14 protein-coding genes are annotated in these 16,447 nt (G+C 65.4%); 5 read left to right on the plus strand and 9 right to left on the minus strand.

The window, feature by feature from the left end:
- Positions 1-147 precede the first annotated feature (147 nt).
- Together U0S50_RS10660 and argH are read right to left on the minus strand one after the other, a co-directional pair.
- The gene (locus U0S50_RS10660) at positions 148-411 is read right to left on the minus strand and encodes a hypothetical protein (protein ID WP_416194980.1); all 264 of its coding nucleotides are present in this window, start codon (positions 409-411) and stop codon (positions 148-150) included.
- A 9-nt stretch (positions 412-420) separates the two neighbouring features.
- The gene (argH, locus tag U0S50_RS10665) at positions 421-1,785 is read right to left on the minus strand and encodes an argininosuccinate lyase (protein ID WP_322308991.1); all 1,365 of its coding nucleotides are present in this window, start codon (positions 1,783-1,785) and stop codon (positions 421-423) included.
- On the opposite strand from argH, the gene U0S50_RS10670 reads away from it, so the two are divergent.
- The 5 genes from U0S50_RS10670 to U0S50_RS10690 all read left to right on the plus strand — a co-directional run bounded on the left by U0S50_RS10670 (position 1,784) and on the right by U0S50_RS10690 (position 7,120).
- Positions 1,784-2,440, plus strand: a complete 657-nt coding sequence (locus U0S50_RS10670; protein WP_322308768.1) for a TlpA disulfide reductase family protein — start codon at positions 1,784-1,786, stop codon at positions 2,438-2,440. The two genes, argH and U0S50_RS10670, sit on opposite strands and share 2 nt — an antisense overlap.
- 142 nt (positions 2,441-2,582) lie before the next feature.
- Entirely contained in the window at positions 2,583-3,491 is a 909-nt protein-coding gene (locus U0S50_RS10675; protein WP_322308992.1) for an SDR family NAD(P)-dependent oxidoreductase, read from the plus strand.
- Between the two features lie 9 nt (positions 3,492-3,500).
- Positions 3,501-4,697, plus strand: coding sequence for a CoA transferase (locus tag U0S50_RS10680; protein WP_322308769.1), 1,197 nt, complete (start codon positions 3,501-3,503; stop codon positions 4,695-4,697).
- Positions 4,698-4,757: 60 nt separating this feature from the next.
- Complete coding sequence (locus U0S50_RS10685) at positions 4,758-5,969, plus strand: acetyl-CoA C-acetyltransferase (protein WP_322308770.1); 1,212 nt, start codon at positions 4,758-4,760, stop codon at positions 5,967-5,969.
- Positions 5,966-7,120 (plus strand): acyl-CoA dehydrogenase family protein, encoded by a 1,155-nt coding sequence (locus U0S50_RS10690; RefSeq protein WP_322308771.1) that lies wholly within the window; start codon positions 5,966-5,968, stop codon positions 7,118-7,120. The genes U0S50_RS10685 and U0S50_RS10690 overlap by 4 nt, the downstream gene beginning before the upstream one ends.
- A 234-nt stretch (positions 7,121-7,354) precedes the next feature.
- Here U0S50_RS10690 and U0S50_RS10695 read toward each other — a convergent pair whose 3' ends face one another.
- The 7 genes from U0S50_RS10695 to U0S50_RS10725 form a co-directional block, all read right to left on the minus strand.
- Complete coding sequence (locus U0S50_RS10695; protein ID WP_322308772.1) at positions 7,355-7,690, minus strand: hypothetical protein; 336 nt, start codon at positions 7,688-7,690, stop codon at positions 7,355-7,357.
- 150 nt (positions 7,691-7,840) lie between these two features.
- On the minus strand, positions 7,841-8,842 hold the full coding sequence (locus U0S50_RS10700; protein ID WP_322308773.1) for an NAD(P)H-dependent glycerol-3-phosphate dehydrogenase: 1,002 nt from the start codon (positions 8,840-8,842) through the stop codon (positions 7,841-7,843).
- Positions 8,843-8,931: 89 nt separating this feature from the next.
- Complete coding sequence (locus U0S50_RS10705; protein ID WP_322308774.1) at positions 8,932-9,864, minus strand: alpha/beta fold hydrolase; 933 nt, start codon at positions 9,862-9,864, stop codon at positions 8,932-8,934.
- A gap of 54 nt (positions 9,865-9,918) precedes the next feature.
- The gene (locus U0S50_RS10710) at positions 9,919-10,773 is read right to left on the minus strand and encodes an alpha/beta hydrolase (RefSeq protein WP_322308775.1); all 855 of its coding nucleotides are present in this window, start codon (positions 10,771-10,773) and stop codon (positions 9,919-9,921) included.
- Positions 10,770-12,218 (minus strand): DUF3336 domain-containing protein, encoded by a 1,449-nt coding sequence (locus U0S50_RS10715; protein WP_322308776.1) that lies wholly within the window; start codon positions 12,216-12,218, stop codon positions 10,770-10,772. The genes U0S50_RS10710 and U0S50_RS10715 overlap by 4 nt, the downstream gene beginning before the upstream one ends.
- Before the next feature lie 112 nt (positions 12,219-12,330).
- Positions 12,331-13,935, minus strand: a complete 1,605-nt coding sequence (locus U0S50_RS10720; RefSeq protein ID WP_322308777.1) for a wax ester/triacylglycerol synthase family O-acyltransferase — start codon at positions 13,933-13,935, stop codon at positions 12,331-12,333.
- 93 nt (positions 13,936-14,028) lie between these two features.
- Positions 14,029-16,386 (minus strand): glycerol-3-phosphate 1-O-acyltransferase, encoded by a 2,358-nt coding sequence (locus U0S50_RS10725; RefSeq protein ID WP_322308778.1) that lies wholly within the window; start codon positions 16,384-16,386, stop codon positions 14,029-14,031.
- Between the last annotated feature and the right edge of the window lie 61 nt (positions 16,387-16,447).

Consider the following 16,447-nt stretch of genomic DNA (forward strand, 5'->3'; position numbering starts at 1 on the left):
AACAAATCCTTGGTCTGGATGACCTCCGTTTGCCCGCCCCCCCTTTTCATCGGACGAGACGCAGGATCCCTTCGCGCGCGCGCGGCGAAGTCGATGGCGTTTCGGCTTCGTTCGGCACGGGTCGGATCAAACGGAAGGCAGTAAATTTCAGCCCGGCGGGGGCAAATCGAAATCGTCGGGTTCGCGTTTTTCGGATCGTTTGAGAAGTTCGTCGCTGCGCGCAGGCCGGGCCTGCGCGTCAGGCGTCGTAAGCTCCTCGGTAGTCGGGGCGCGACTGGCGCCAACCGGGATAGACGGGGCCGGCTGGTTCGCCGGCGGCTTGAGATCGGCCTTGGCGCCGCATGCCGCGAGCGCCGCGAGCAGCGCACTGCCCAAAAGGGCGGTCATGATCGGGCGATGGGGGCGCATCATCCTGTTCCTTTAAATCGCGGCGCGCGCCGCGGCGATGGCCTGCCTTACCCGTTCGGGCGCGGTCCCGCCATAGCTTGCGCGACTGGCGACCGATGCCTCGACCGTCAGCGCGGCGAGCGCAGCCGGAGTGACGGCGGCATGGATCGCGGCCGCATCGGCAGCGGGCAGCGCCGACAGTTCGACGCCCAATTCCTCCGCACGCTTCACACAGGCGCCGACGATATGATGCGCCTCGCGAAACGGAACGCCCGCCTCGCGCACCAGCCAGTCGGCAAGGTCGGTCGCGGTCGAATAGCCCGATGCGGCGAGCGCGCGCATCCGGTCGGTGCGGAAGGACAGGGTTTCGATCATCCCGGTCATCGCGGCGAGCGACAGCGCGAGCGCATCGAAGGCGCCAAAGACGGTTTCCTTGTCGTCCTGCAGATCCTTGGAATAGGTAAGCGGCAGTCCTTTTACGATCACCGCGAGCCGCTGAAAGGCGCCGAGCAGCATTCCCGCGCGCCCGCGCACCAGTTCGGCGGCGTCGGGATTGCGCTTTTGCGGCATGATCGAACTGCCCGTCGACCAGGCGTCGGGCAGGCTGACAAAGCCGAAGGGCTGGCTGGCCCAGATCACCACCTCTTCGGCGAGGCGCGAGAGGTGAATCGCGGCGATCGACGCCGCAGCGCAGAATTCGAGCGCGAAGTCGCGGTCGGACACCGCGTCGATGCTGTTCGCCATCGGCCGTTCAAAGCCCAGTGCCGCAGCGGTCGCGTGGCGATCGACCGCAAAGCCGGTGCCCGCCAGCGCGGCGGCGCCGAGCGGCGATTCGTTGAGGCGGCGGCGCGCGTCGGCAAAACGGCCGCGGTCGCGCGCGAACATTTCGACATAGGCGAGCAGATGGTGGCCGAGCGTCACCGGCTGCGCCACCTGCAAATGGGTGAAGCCGGGCATGATGCTGCCTGCATGTTCGTCGGCGCGGCCGAGCAGCGCCGACTGCATCGCCGCGAGCCCGGCGTCGATGCGTTCGCAGGCGGTGCGCGTCCACAGGCGGAAATCGGTCGCGACCTGGTCGTTGCGCGAGCGCGCGGTGTGAAGGCGCCCGGCGGGTTCGCCGACCAGTTCCTTCAGCCGCGCTTCCACCGTCATGTGAATATCCTCGAGCGCGAGGTCGACGGGAACGCCGTTTTCGGCAAATTCCGACGCGATCTGGGCGAGGCCGCGGTCGATCGTCGCGGCGTCGGCGGCGGCGATGATCCCCTGTGCCCCCAGCATCGCGGCATGGGCGCGGCTGGCGGCGATATCCTCTTCCCACAGCCGCTTGTCGACGGGGATCGAGGCATTAATCTCTTGCATGATCGCCGCCGGGCCGCCACCGAAGCGGCCGCCCCACATGCTGTTGCTGTCCGGAGATTGCGTCATCCACCGTGTCCCGAAAATCATGGTACCCACCCTCGCCCTGATGATGGCGGGGGCATCGATCGCGGGCTGCGATAGGGAAAAGCCCGCCGGGGAGCAAGCGGCAGGGGACGAAGCAAATATTTCGGCGCGACAAGCTGGCAGCGGGTCAGGCGACAAGGCAGGCAACAAGGCCGGTATCGGTGCCTTCACCCATCAGGTCGAACGCCGTTTCAAGGGACGGGACGCGCCCGCCGCCACCTTTCGCGGCCCCGACGACGCGCCGGTGACGCTCGCGGCCTTTCGGGGCAAGCCGCTGCTTGTCAATCTGTGGGCGACCTGGTGCGCGCCGTGCGTCGCCGAGATGCCGACCCTCGACGCGCTGGCCGCAACGCGCGGCGAAGCGATGACGGTGATCGCGGTCGCGCAGGACATTCAGGGAGCCGCAGTGGTCGATCCCTGGTTCCAGAAAGCCGGGCTGAAGGCGCTGCAACCCTATCTCGACCCCGAGAACGCCCTGCTCGACGCCTATAACAGCGCGCTGCCGACCAGCATCTATTATGATTCGAAGGGCCGGGAATTGTGGCGGGTGATCGGCGCCATCGACTGGCAGGGTGCCGAAGCGAAGGCGCTGCTGGCCGAAGCCCGTTAGCCCCCATCGCCCGGGCCACACATGACCAACGCCCGACGTCTCTATCGACCCCGAACCGGCCGGCCCCGAAGGATAGGTTGCCCTTTGCAACCATAGTCGTTAGCGCGTCCGATCAAGAAAACAGGAGAGGCAGCTTATGGCGATGCTGGCGGGCAAGGTGGTCGCGGTGACGGGCGCAGGGCGCGGCGTGGGGCGCGAAATCGCCCTGCTGTGCGCCCGCGAGGGCGCGGCGGTGGTTGTCAACGACCTGGGCACGTCGGGCGAAGGCGAAGGCGCCGATCTGTCGCCCGCCGAGGAAACGGTGAATGATATTCGGGCCGCGGGCGGCCGGGCGGTCGTCAATGGCGCGAGCGTCGCCGACCCGAAGGGAGCCGCGAGCATCGTCGAGGATGCGGTGGCGCATTTCGGCCGGATCGACGCGGTGGTGAACAATGCCGGCATCCTGCGCGACCGCATCTGGCACAAGATGAGCCATGAGGACTGGAATGCCGTCGTCGACGTCCATCTGAACGGCTGTTTCAACGTATCGAAAGCCGCAACCCCCTATTTCCGCGATCAGCAGTCGGGCAGCTTCATCCACTTCACCTCCACCAGCGGCCTGATCGGCAATTTCGGGCAGGCCAATTATTCGGCGGCCAAACTGGGTATCGTCGGCCTGTCGCAATCGATCGCGCTCGACATGGCGCGCGCCGGGGTGCGATCGAACTGCATCGCCCCCTTTGCATGGAGCCGCATGACCGCGAGCATTCCCGCAACGACCCCCGAGGAGGAGGCGCGGGTCGAACGCATGAAGACGATGAGCGCCGACAAGATCGCCCCGCTGGTCGCCTTTCTGGCCAGCGATGCCGCATCCGAGGTGACGAACCAGATTTTCGGGGTGCGCAAGAACGAGATTTTCCTGTTTTCGAAGCCGCGCCCGATCCGGTCGATGCACAAGGGCGACGGGTGGAGCGCACAAAGCATCGCCGACGAACTGTTACCCGCCTTTCGCCCCAGCTTCGCGCGCGCCGACGAACGGTCGGGCGATGTCTTCGGCTATGATCCGATCTGAGCCGCGGGGATGTACGACCTCCTTCCCTCGCTGAGCGTGATCGAGGCCTCCTCCTTCGTCGCCTCGCCCACCGCAGGGCTGTATCTGGCGCAGATGGGAGCAGAGGTTATCCGGGTGGACCAGATCGGCGGCGGCCCGGATTTTCGCCGCTGGCCGGTGACCGAAGCCCATGACTCGCTTTATTGGGAAAATCTCAATCGCGCGAAGAAATCGGTCGCGCTCGACCTTGGCCGTCCCGAGGGGCGTGAACTGCTGCAGCAACTGGTGCGCGCGACCGGACAATTTGTGACCAATTTTCCGGCAAGCGGCTTTCTGGCGCATGACCGGCTTGCCGAAGGGTACGCCGACCTTGTCACCGTCCGCGTCATGGGTTGGGCCGATGGCTCGCCCGCGCTCGACTATACGGTCAACAATGCCGTCGGCTATCCGATGCTGACCGGTCCGGGGCCCGAACCGGTCAATCATGTCCTGCCGGCCTGGGACCTGCTGACCGGCGCCTATGCCGCCTTTGCCCTGCTCGCGGCGATCGAGCGGCGCCGCGCGACCGGCGTGGGCGGAGAAATACGCATCCCGCTGTCCGATGTCGCCATCGGCACCGTCGCCAATCTGGGCGGGATCGCCGAAGTGCTGGCGGCCGGAGGGAATCGGCCCCGCCTGGGCAATGCCGTCTATGGCCTGTTCGGACGCGATTTCACGACCCGCGACGGACAGCGGACGATGATCGTCGTGGTCACGCCGCGCCAATGGGCCAATCTGGTCGCCGCGCTGGACCTGGGCGCGGACATCGCAGCCGTCGAGGCCGCACGCAGCGTGTCCTTTGCCACCGACGACGGGATGCGTTTTACCCACCGCGATGCGCTCTATCCGCTGTTCGAGCGCGCGATCGCGGCCCGCGACCATGCCGACCTTGCCGCCGTCCTTGACGCCGGGGGCATCGTTCATTCGCCCTATCGCACCATGTTCGACGCCGCGAACGATCCCGCGATGGTGGCGGACAACCCGATTTTCGGCGCGGCGGAGAATCCCAGCGGCCTTGTCTATCCCGCCGCCGGAGCCTTTGCCACGCTGCCCCAGCAGGAGCGCCGGGCGCCGCGACCCGCACCGCGCAACGGCCAGCATTCGGAAGAAGTGCTGACGGAACGGCTGTCGCTTTCCTCGGGCGACATTGCCCGCCTGGTCGACGCCGGAATTGTCGGCGTCGGTTGACATGTTCGTCCCCGTCCCCCTGATTCAACACCAAAGAAAATACATCATCGGAGAATTGCCATGACCCTGCGCCGCGCCGCCATCGTCGCCCCCATTCGCACCCCTGTCGGCAAGTTCGGCGGCGCGCTGTCGTCGATAACCGCAGGCGACCTGGGCGCGGTCATTCTGAAAGCGTTGATGGAGCGCACCGCAATCGATCCCGCCCGCGTCGACGACGTCGTCTTCAGCCAGGGTTATGGCAATGGCGAGGCGCCGTGCATCGGCCACTGGTCGTGGCTGGCGGCGGGGTTGCCGCTGGAGGTTCCCGGCTATCAGCTAGACCGGCGTTGCGGTTCCGGTCTTCAGGCGATCGTCAACGCGGCGATGATGGTCCAGACCGGCATGTCCGACGTGGTGGTCGCGGGCGGATGCGAAAGCATGTCGAACGTCGAACATTATTCGACCGACCTTCGCAAGGGCGTGCGCGCGGGCAATGTCACGCTGCACGACCGGTTGACGCGCGGGCGATTGATGTCGCAGCCGATCGAGCGTTTCGGCGTGATCAGCGGCATGATCGAAACCGCAGAGAATCTGGCGAAGGATTTCGGCATCAGCCGCGAGGCCTGCGACGCCTATGCCGTGCGCAGCCACCAGAATGCCGCGGCCGCCTGGGCCAAGGGACTGTTCGATGACGAACTGGTTCCCGTCGACGTCCCGCAGCGCAAGGGCGATCCGGTACGGTTCGACCATGACGAAGGCTATCGCGCCGACGCCACCCTGGAAAGCCTGGGCAAGCTTCGCCCGCTGGAGGGCGGCGTCGTCACCGCCGGCAATGCGAGCCAGCAGAACGACGCCGCCGCCGCCTGCCTGGTGGTGGCCGAGGACAAGCTGGACGAGCTGGGGCTGGAACCCATCGCTTGGTATCACAGTTCGGCATCGGCGGGATGCGACCCCAGCCGCATGGGAATCGGTCCCGTCCCGGCGACCGAACGGCTGTTCGCGCGCAGCGGGATCGGCTGGAACGACATCGATCTGGTCGAGCTCAACGAAGCCTTTGCGCCGCAGGTCCTCGCGGTCCTGAAAGGCTGGGGCTGGTCGGACGACGACAGCCGGATGGACATGCTGAACGTCAACGGATCGGGCATTTCTCTTGGCCATCCGATCGGCGCGACGGGGGGGCGTATCCTCGCCAATCTGACACGCGAGCTGAAACGGCGCGGCGGGCGCTATGGGCTGGAAACCATGTGCATCGGCGGCGGACAGGGCATTGCCGCAATCTTCGAGGCCGCATGATCCCCGATTATAGCGACATTCGCGCCGAGGTCGCCAAGCTGTGCGCCGGTTTCCCCGGCCCCTATTGGCAGGCGAAGGATCGCGCGCGCGAATATCCGTCCGAGTTCGTCGCCGCGCTGGGCGAGGCCGGCTATCTCGCCGCGCTGATCCCGGAGGAATATGGCGGCGCGGGGCTGCCGCTGTCGGCCGCCGCCGCCATTCTGGAAGAAATCCAGAGACAGGGCTGCAACGGCGGCGCGGTCCATGCGCAAATGTATGTGATGGGCACCGTGCTGCGCCACGGGTCGGAGGAACAGAAGGCCCGTTACCTGCCACGGGTCGCGACCGGCGAATTGCGGCTGCAGGCCTTTGGCGTCACCGAACCGACCAGCGGCACCGACACGCTGAGCCTGAAGACCACGGCCAGGAGGGACGGCGACGATTATGTGGTCAGCGGCCAAAAGCTGTGGACCAGCCGCGCCGAGCACAGCGACCTGATGATCCTTCTGGCCCGCACCACCCCGCGCGAGGACGCCGCGAGCCGTACCGAGGGCCTGTCGGTATTCCTGGTCGACATGAAAGAGGCGCTGAAACAGGGCACGCTGACGATCCGCCCGATCGACACGATGATGAACCATGCAACGACCGAAATATTCTTTGATCAGATGCGTGTCCCGGCAGCAAATCTGATCGGCGAAGAGGGCAAGGGTTTTCGCTATATCCTGTCGGGCATGAACGCCGAGCGGCTGTTGATCGCGGCCGAGTGCGTCGGCGATGCGAAGTGGTTCATCGACAAGGCGTCGGCTTATGCCAAGGAGCGGGTACTATTCGGCCGCCCGATCGGCCAGAATCAGGGCGTGCAATTCCCGATCGCCCGCGCCTATGCCCAGATGCGCGCCGCCGAATTGCTCGTCCATGACGGGATCGCCAAATATGAAGCGGGCGGCAACGCGGGAGCGGAAGCCAATATGGCCAAGATGCTGGCCGCCGAGGCGAGCTGGGCGGCGGGCGAGGCCTGCATCCAGACCCACGGTGGTTTCGGTTTCGCCGCCGAATATGACATCGAGCGAAAGTTCCGCGAAACGCGCCTGTACCAGGTCGCGCCGATCAGCACGAACATGATCCTGTCCTATGTCGCCGAGCATGTGCTGGGGATGCCGCGAAGCTATTGAGGGCAGCGGGACAGGGCCCGGCTTTGACGCGAAGAACGGCGGATTGAATGATCAGCGGAGGGGCGAGGAACGACCGCAACCGGTCGCTTTCTCCTGCCCCTTCCTGCGGCGAAGCCGTGGGGAGGTGGTAGCGCGCAGCGCTGACGAAGGGGCGGCCGCAAAGAAGGGCGGGTGCCCATCGGACACCCGCCCTTCCCTTGCGACCCGGAAAGGCTCCCGGGGGATTCGATGCGTCTATCCGCCGATCGTCACGCGGCCGGTGCGATAGCCCTTCTTGCGCATGACCTTCGTATAATCCTTGTCGGCGTCGACCACTTCGGTCACCCATTCGTCCCAAGCGTCCCAGCGATCCTCGCGGTCGGTCGCGCGGCGCAGATCGCTGCCCAGTTCCTTTTCGGCCTCCAGAATGTCGGCGCGATAATTGTACCAATATTGATTATAGACGCCGGCGATCGGGCGGTCGCGAATTTCGGGCGTTTCGAAGCCTGCAGGGGGCGAATAACGCAATCCGCCGGCAGCGACACTGGCAGGAAGAGCCAGAAGCACGGCGAGGGTGGTCCATTTTTTCATCGTCCATCTCCTGATTGAGCCGCCATTACGGGCGGTCAGCCAAGACAACGAAACAGAAGCGGGTTTTCTTCCCCGTTGGCCGTCCAATCCGCACGGTTCGCGGTGGAAACCGCGAAACATGCCCGTCACACGTCCAAAAATGGCGATCCGTCAGCCCGGATGCGCCTCATCTCCGACCGACGAACGGAGCAGGCCGCGAAACACTTCGACCGCGCTGCGCTTTCCCTGTGTCACGTCGAACACGTCACGAGCGATCGGCATGTCGAGCCCATAGCGTTCGGCAAGGGCAATCACCGTCGGCGCGCTTTTCACGCCTTCGGCAACCATGTGCATATCGGCGATGATCGCATCGATATGGCGCCCCTTGCCCAGTTCGACACCGACATGGCGGTTGCGCGACAGGGGACTGGTGCAGGTCGCGATCAGGTCGCCCATTCCGGTCAGCCCGGCAAAGGTTTCGGCACGCCCGCCCATCGCCACCCCGAGCCGGGTGATTTCGGCGAGCCCGCGGGTCATCAGCGCCGACCGTGTATTGTCGCCCGCCCCCAGCCCGTCCCCCATGCCGACCGCGATGGCGATGATATTCTTGAGTACCCCGCCAAGCTCGCAGCCCAGAAGGTCGGTGTTGGTATAGACACGGAACAGCCCCGAGTGGAAAACGGGCTGGAGCGCGCGCACGACAATCTCGTCCTCCATCGACAAGACGCTCGCCGCCGCCTGTCCCGACATGATTTCGCGCGCCAGATTGGGTCCGGTGAGCACCCCGACCGGATGGCCGGGCAATATTTCCTCGATCAGTTCGGTCATCCGTTTGCCCGAGGCCAGTTCCAGCCCTTTGGTCAGGCTGATCACCGGCACCCACGGCCGCAGATGCGCGCGTACCTCCCCCAGCACGCCGCGGAAACTGTGCGAGGGCACCCCCATGACGAGGACATCGGCACCCGCCACCGCCGCTGCCAGATCGGCGGTTGCGCGCACGGCGGCGGGCAGCGCGATACCTGGCAGATATTTCGGATTTTCACGATCGCGGTTGATCGCATCGACCGTTTCGGCATCACGCGCCCAAAGGGTGATCGGCGCGTTGCGCGACACCAGCGAGGCGACCGTCGTTCCCCAGCTGCCGCCGCCGAGCAGCCCTACCTTCAACCGCATGAACCTCTCCCTGTTTTGAAGGAGAGTGGCGGCACAATCAGGGCTTGGCAAGTTTGCGATCCTGCCCGTGGCGAAGCCGGCAGGGAGGTTCAGGCCCTGGCGAGAAAGCCCCGGATCGCCGCGGCGGTCGCCCCGGCATCCTCGACCATCGGGACATGCCCGACATGTTCGAAGATATGCACCTTGCTGCCGCGGATCCCGCGCTCCAGTTCGACGACGCAGCTGACATCGATCAGCTGATCATGGCGCCCCCACAGGATAAGGGTCGGTGCCCGCACCTCTCCCAGCCGGTCGTTGAGCGGTCGGTCGCGCATCTCGGTCGCGATCGCCCAGAAGGCAACGTCGAGTTGGTCGCGATATTTGAGCGCATCGCCGTAAAGCGCTGGCTTGAGCCGGGCGGGGATCACCGGCGGCTTGTGCACCACCATCGCGACCAGCCGGTCGGCGTCCTCGAGGCTGGCGAGAATCAGCGGATTGTAATCTTCCTTCTCCGCCTGTTTTTCGAGATTGCTCTGATTGGCGCCGCGAACCCCGGCATTGTTGAGCAGGATCAGGCTGGCCAGCGCGCCGGGATAGTCGAGCGCGTAGCGCAGCGCGATCCATCCCCCCATGCTGTTGCCGCCGATATGCGGCCGGTCGAGCCCTAGCGCATCGACAAAGGCCTTCAGCCGCGCGGTCTGTGCCGCAATTTCATAATCGAGCGCCGGATCGCGTTCATTCTCCCCAAATCCCGGAAGATCGGGGGCAATGACGTGATAGTCGCGGGTAAGATAAGGCGCGAGAAAGGACCAATTGTCCTTGTCCCCCGAAAAACCGTGGACGAGCAGCAACGTCGGTTTCGTCGGGTCGCCGCCTTCGAGATATGGCCAGGCGCGGCCATCGACGGTGACGCTTTTCTGAACCATTCGGCCGCGACGGCGCAGCAAACCGCGCCCCAGCGCAACCAGCCGGTCGGGAAAGACGAAATAGAGGATCGCCAGCGCAATGATCGGCGCGAAAAGAAGGGCGAGCAGGATTTTCATGACTTTAACACTGACCTCTCAATCCGTTCGCGTCGAACGGGATCCGGGGTGGGCCTAGTTCCGCGAAACATGCGCATCGAACCAGCCAACCAGATCGCCCAGCACCGCATCGCGTTCGGGCTCGTTATAGATTTCGTGGAACAGCCCGGGATAGAGTTCGAGCCGCTTGTCCGGCGCGGAGACATGCTCGAACAGGAAACGCGACCCGTCGGGCGCGGCAAGGCTGTCGTTCCCGCCATGCTGGAACAGGATGGGCAGGCGAATGTTCGGCGCCCCCGCCTGCGCCGCAGCCATCGCGTCCATGAATTCCTTGCCCAGGCGCGCGCCGATCTTGCCATGATAGACAAGCGGGTCGGCGACATAGGCCGCAACCACCGCGGGATCACGGCTGACACCGGTGGCATCGAGCGATAGCACCCCGAGGCGGGGGAAGAAGCGCGAGAGGAATCGGCTGACCCAGACGGTGAAGCGCGACGGCGGCTGTGCCGGCAGAATCGCTGGGCCCGAAAGCGCCGCAGCGGCGAAAGCGTCCTGCCGCTCGATCAGGAACAGGGTCGAAACCAGTCCCCCCATCGAATGGCCGAGCAGCAGGCGCGGCAGCCCCGGATGATTGATCTCCACCAGCGTCAGCAGTTCGGCCATGCCGTCGGTGAAGGCCGAAAAGCGAGGAACGAAGCCCGGAACACCATCCGACCGGCCGTGCCCCCAATGATCGACCGCATAGACAGCATAACCCGCCCCCGTCAGCCGCGCGGCGACATGATCATAGCGACCGGCATGTTCGGCATAGCCATGGGCGAGAAGCACGACCGCGCGCGGTGCGCCGTCGGGCAGCCAGCGCGTAAGGTGCAACCGCGCGCCCGCGGCGACCGACCCGGACGGCAGGATGAGATCGAAGGCAACGCTCATCGCACCGCCTTTTGCAACGCGGCGCTGCGATGTCCGGGGCCATCGTCGCCCGCCTTGTCGATCCGCGCGAGGATGGTTTCGAGCGCCCGGCTGATCGCGGTCTGGGTCCGCACCATCTCCACCTTTGGCCAAGCCGTCCGCATACCGGTGTCGATCAGTTCGTCGATGTCATCCTGTGCAAGGTCCGACAATATTTTCGCCGGGGACCAGAATTTGGGCGGCCGGATGATGTTGATGTCGCCGGTATATTCCTGGTTGATCACCGATCGCGCCAGATTGGCGAGACTGTTGAGCGGCGGAACCATTTCCAGCGGCTTTTGAAAAATCACCATATTCGCGTTCAGCCACGCCTTGAAGGTCGTCATCGACGCATGCTGGATCGCCTCGATCGGCGCCTTTTGCTTGCGCGTGTCGGTGGCGAAGGGAAGCGCGAGCGGGTTCGCCTGGCTGACGATATGATGGTTGACACCGTAGAGGCGTTCGAGACGCTTGGTCGGAATGTCGTGCGTCACCGACCCGTCCACCCAGCGCCGATCGGGCTGATAGGGCACCCGCGCACCATCCTCGCCGCGCGCCATCAGCATCACCGGCGGGAAAACACCAGGCACCGCGCAGGACGCCAGCACCGCCTCGCGGATCAGCACATTGGGTGCGGTAATCGCGTTGAGAAGCCGGCCGTTCTGATGTTTCTCGGCCGGCGCGACCGAGACGTTGAGGTGGCGGCCCGATATCTCATAGGCCTGTTGAAAGGTCAGGTCGGGGATGAGATCGGCGAGCCGGTCGGCAACATCGGGCGCGGCGAGGCGGCGATAATCGCCCTCGACCGCCGGATTGGCGATCCCCCGCCGATCCAGATGCGCACCGATGTCGGCATCGGGCCGGGTGCAGACCATCGCCGCGACGATCGATCCGCCGCTCGCCCCCGACAGAATGGACGGCAGCACGCCCTCGTCCCACAGCGCACGGACGACCCCGACGTGAAAAAAAAGGAAACTGCCCGATCCCGACAGCAGCAACGCCGAACGGCCGTAGCAATGCTGGGCACGGCGAAAAAAGTCGCGCTTTTCCTCGCGGCCGATGCTGCGCGCCGCCGCGATCTTGCCCAGCGCCGCAACCACTTCGGCGACATAATCCTCGATCAGCTTCTTGGTGCCGAACCGCGCCTTTTGATACAGGCGCTCGTGGCCGATGCCGTCGATATTGCCGTGGATCCCTTCGTTGAGGACGAACAGCAGCCCCTTTACGTCGCCGGCGGTCGACAGGCCGCGCAGCCGTTCCAGCCGGGCGCGGATCGCGCGATAGTCGAAATGCTTGCTTTCATCGACATCGCGCCAGGCCTGCATCCCGGATTTGCCGTCATGCGCGCGTGCCGCCTTCGACCAGGCGGCATAGTCGGGCGCAGCGGCCAGGTCGGCATCGGCGCTGAGCGTCGGGGTGAAAATCATGCATCGGTCCTGCGGTTAACGGCCATTTTCCGGATTCTTGCGGTTTGGGTTGCCCTTGGCAACTGTTTTGACGGTTGCGATCAATCTTCCCGCGCCGCGCCCGGCCCGCCGCCTATCCCCCCTTTGCCGATGGCGAGCGCGGCTTAGCCCGACCTTTGGCCGCCGGCTTCGAAGCGATTTTGGCGCTGGCCTTTGGTTTGGCCCTGCCCTTTGGCTTGGGTTCGGCCCTTGGTTTGGGTTGGGCTTTTGACCTGGCGGGCGGCTTGGCCTTGCGCGCCGGGGCCACGGGTTCTTCGGGACGCGGTTCCGCGGCCATCAGATCGGCGAAACTTTGCTCGATACATTCGCGAAAGAAGGCGATGTCGGGCATGACCTGCCGCTCCGAAATCAGCGAAAAGGCAATGCGGCCATTATAGCTGGGCGTGGCGACGAACAGGCCCATATTATTGGCCAGCGGCGCAAGTCCATATTGCTGAACCAGCTGCGCGCCCGCCAGATACAGCGGCACCTGTGCGCCCGGTACGTTGGAAATGAACAGGTTGGTTCCGCGAACGGCGAAGCGTTCGCTGGTCAGGATTCGGGCGACGGCCGCCATTGTCGCACCGGGAACATGTTGCGACAGGTCGGTCATGATCCGCGCGCTGACCCCCGCCTTCGCTTCCTTGGCCTCGACCGTATAGTCGCGGATCGCCGCCAGACGGTCGAGCGGATCGGCGATGTCGGTCCGCACCGGAATGCTCATCGCCGACACCTGGTTACCGGGGGTTGACGCTTTGCCGTCTTTCCCGCCCTTTCCGCGCAGGTTGATCGGCGCCACCGCAACCAGACTGTTCTTTGGCAATTCCTTGTGCTTTTCCAGATATTTGCGTAACGCGCCGCCCACCGTCGCGATCACGACGTCATTGACCGTGGCGCCAGACACCTTTTTGCGGATCATCCCGACGTCCGCGAGGGCAACCGTCGTGCCGTCGAACATCTTGTGCGGGCCAACCGGGACGTTGAAGCGCGTTTCGGGCACCCCCGCGGTCATGCCGCCGTCGGCCATCGAGCGGCGCGCCGATGCCACGACGGCGGGCGATATCTTCATCAGCGCGTTCATGAACTTGACGGGTGACTGGAGCGACGCGGCCCAGGCGCGCGAGACGACTTCGGCGCTGGACGGCGGACGTCCCAGATCCTCGGGCGGAGGCGGGGCTGGGATCGCAGGGGTTCCCTTTGCATCGATATCGCTCATCGCGATAAAGGCGTGCGCCCCCGAGGCCCCATCAACCGCGGCATGATGGACGCGATGCAGCATCGCAAAGCTGCCCTTGGGAATGGAGGGAATGCGGTCGAGCCCCTCGATGACATAAATGTCCCAAAGCGGACGGTTCATGTCCATCGGCTTTGAAAAATAGCGCGCGACCGCGATACAGAATTGCCGCCAGTCGCCCGGTTCGGGCAGCCGCGCATGGTGAATATGCGCCTCGATATCGAAATGTTCGTCCTCGACCCAATAGGGGTGATCGAGGTCGAAAGGCAGCCGGTGCAACCGCCGCTTGAACAGCGGCGAGCTGTCGACGCGCGACTGGACATGGGCGATGATATCCTTGAACCGCACGAACCCGCCGGGCGCGGTCGAGGGGTCGTAGATATAGACCCCCATGATGTGGGTCAGATTGTTCGCGGTCTGCGTATAGAGAAACTGGGCGTCCTGCGCGCTGAGCTGTTTGAGCATCCTATCCACTTTCCATTCTGTCGTCACGACGCGCGGGCCGCGCCCGATCCGGCAACAAGGCGGTATCGCACCGCCCAAGACGTCCGCTTTGCGTCACCCCCACCCCTCCAGTTCCGGTAGCCGGTCAGCGAGCGCGAGCGTCGCGAGCCGCATCGCCTCCATCCGGTTGGCAAGGCCGCGCAGTTCGACGAGCAGCGCCCGCCGCTCGGCGATGATGTCGGCGCTCGCCACCTCCGCAAGCCCCATGTGACGCATCAGCGACAAACCGTTGGCGAAGAGCAGCTTGCCGATCGCCGCCTCGCTGCTGATACGGCGGAGGAGATAGGCCTGTTTCCCCTCGACCAGCGCGGCGTCGAGCAGCGCCTTTTCATCGACCGCCTCGCCAGGGGCCGCACGGGCGAGCAGATCGGCCACGACCGAATAGGCCTCCGCAAAGGGCAGCAATATCGCGTGACCGACGAGCGGCTGGCAACGCCGGATCAGCTGCGCGACGCCGCGATCACCGCTTGCCAGCCGCTTTTCCCAGGTCGGATCGATCCGTGCGAGTTCGGCCTCGATCGCAGCGCGATGTTCGTCGCGCGGGGGATAGAAGAACTCGAATTTAAAGAGGTCGCGCAGCCGCTCGATCCCGGCCCAGAAGGCCGCGGTGGCATCGCCGCTGTCCGCGTCGCGCAGACCGAAGAGGGTCAGCTCGATCATCGCCCGGTCAAGGAAATGATGCGCGATGATATTGCGATAATAGCTCGCCATCGGATGATGCGCCGGCTCGATCGAATAGACGGTCTCGCTCGCCGCCGCATAGCGGGTGAGCAGGCCGCTGGTGACGAGGGTGTCGAGGGTCGCGGTCAGCGCCGCGCCGTCGCGGCTTTCCATCTCGCGGCTGAGACGGATGCCCCGCGCCTGCGCCCATTCGGTGATGCGCCCCATCATCTCCATCATCTCGCCCGCCGTCACGCCGCGCGGCGCGGTCCCGAGCAGGATCAGCGACATGACCGAGGTGACGGTGAGCGGCGTGACCCGGTTTGCCTCGACCGCGACCGCGAAGGCGATGCGTTCAAGCGCACGCCGGTCGTCGGGGGCCGGGGCGGTTTCGATGATCACCGGATCGCCGATATCGAGCCGGATGCGGCCCGACGGCTGTTTCAGGCTGCGCATATAGCCGAGGAACCACGACAGGCTTTCGGGCTTCTTGGTCCGGCCGGTCTGTTCGGCGGCATATTCCTCGACATCGCGAATGAGGTCGAAACTGGTTACGAAGGGAACGAAATGCACGCCCCCCGTCCCCGTCGCATGGGCGGCGTCGAGGACATATTTCATCAACCCATATTTGGGCGGCATCAGCTTGCCGAGGCGCGAGCGCGTCCCCTCGAACGCCCAGCTCAAGGGGAAACGCTTGCCGAGCAGCCAGGCGATATAGTGGCGCAGCACCAGCTTATAGACCGGCTGGTCCTGGAAACTGCGGCGGATGAAGATCATGCCCGAACGGCGAAAGAACTGCCCCATGACCGCGAAATCGAGATTGGCGCCGCCGAAACTATGAAGCATCGGCAGGTCGTTTTCATAGGCAAGCCGGCTGGGCGTCGCGCCGTCGATATAGGTTTTGTGGGTAAAGAGGATGCAGGTCGGATGTTCGCGCAGCACCGAGCGCAGCCGGGCCAGCTCGGCCGCGTCGACCTCCATCTCGGGCGCGTAACCGCCGAACATCATGCGGTCGAGCCGGGCGCGCAGATCGAGGAACAGCGCGCCGGGGGTCGAAATCACCTCCTTCATCAGCGGCCGCGCGTCGCGGTACAGGTCGGCGACCGGGCGGCCGAGCGTGTCGGCAAGGTCCGACAAGGCGGCGCGGAATTTGGGGCTGGTGCGCAGACTGTCGGCGACGAAGCGCGGCACCTTGTACCGGGTGCCGCGGATGCCGCGTTCGGCGACGTCGAGCGCAAGCCCCGCCTGGCGCGCAACGAATCCCGCAAATTCGGCCCCGCCCGCATCGCCGTCGCCGCCGCCAGTCTGGGCAAGAAAGCGGGCGTGGAGCGCCGTCTGCGTCGCCGCCTCCCCCACCAATATCTGCGCCCGGCGGCGGTCGCGCCACAGGATGAAACGGGCGCGCAAGGCGCCGGGCTGGCGCGGATCGCCAAAGATCAGATGCCGGAATTTGAGCGCGCGGTCGCGTTCGAACCCCGGAATACGCCATGCGACGCGCAGCGGCACCACCTGCCCCGTCCCGCCACGCGCCAGCCGTGCCTTGAGCGCATCGAGGTCGAGCGCATGATCGTCGTCGGCGATCGCCAGGCTGACCCATTGCGGCGCATCGTCGCCGCCAAGGTCGCCCGCGGTCGCGTGGATCCAGTCGAGCAGGATACGCCGTTCCACCCCGTTGCGCGCGTCGATGATGTAAAGGCGATCGGCCGGCGCGGCCTGCGCCGCGATCGATGGACGGGCCGCGCCTTCTGCCATGGCCCTATCCCCCTTCCGCCATTGCGAACGTCGCAACGCAATCCAGGGTTGAGCCGTCCGC

It is taken from the genome of Sphingopyxis sp. (assembly GCF_034380315.1).
GTDB lineage: Bacteria > Pseudomonadota > Alphaproteobacteria > Sphingomonadales > Sphingomonadaceae > Sphingopyxis.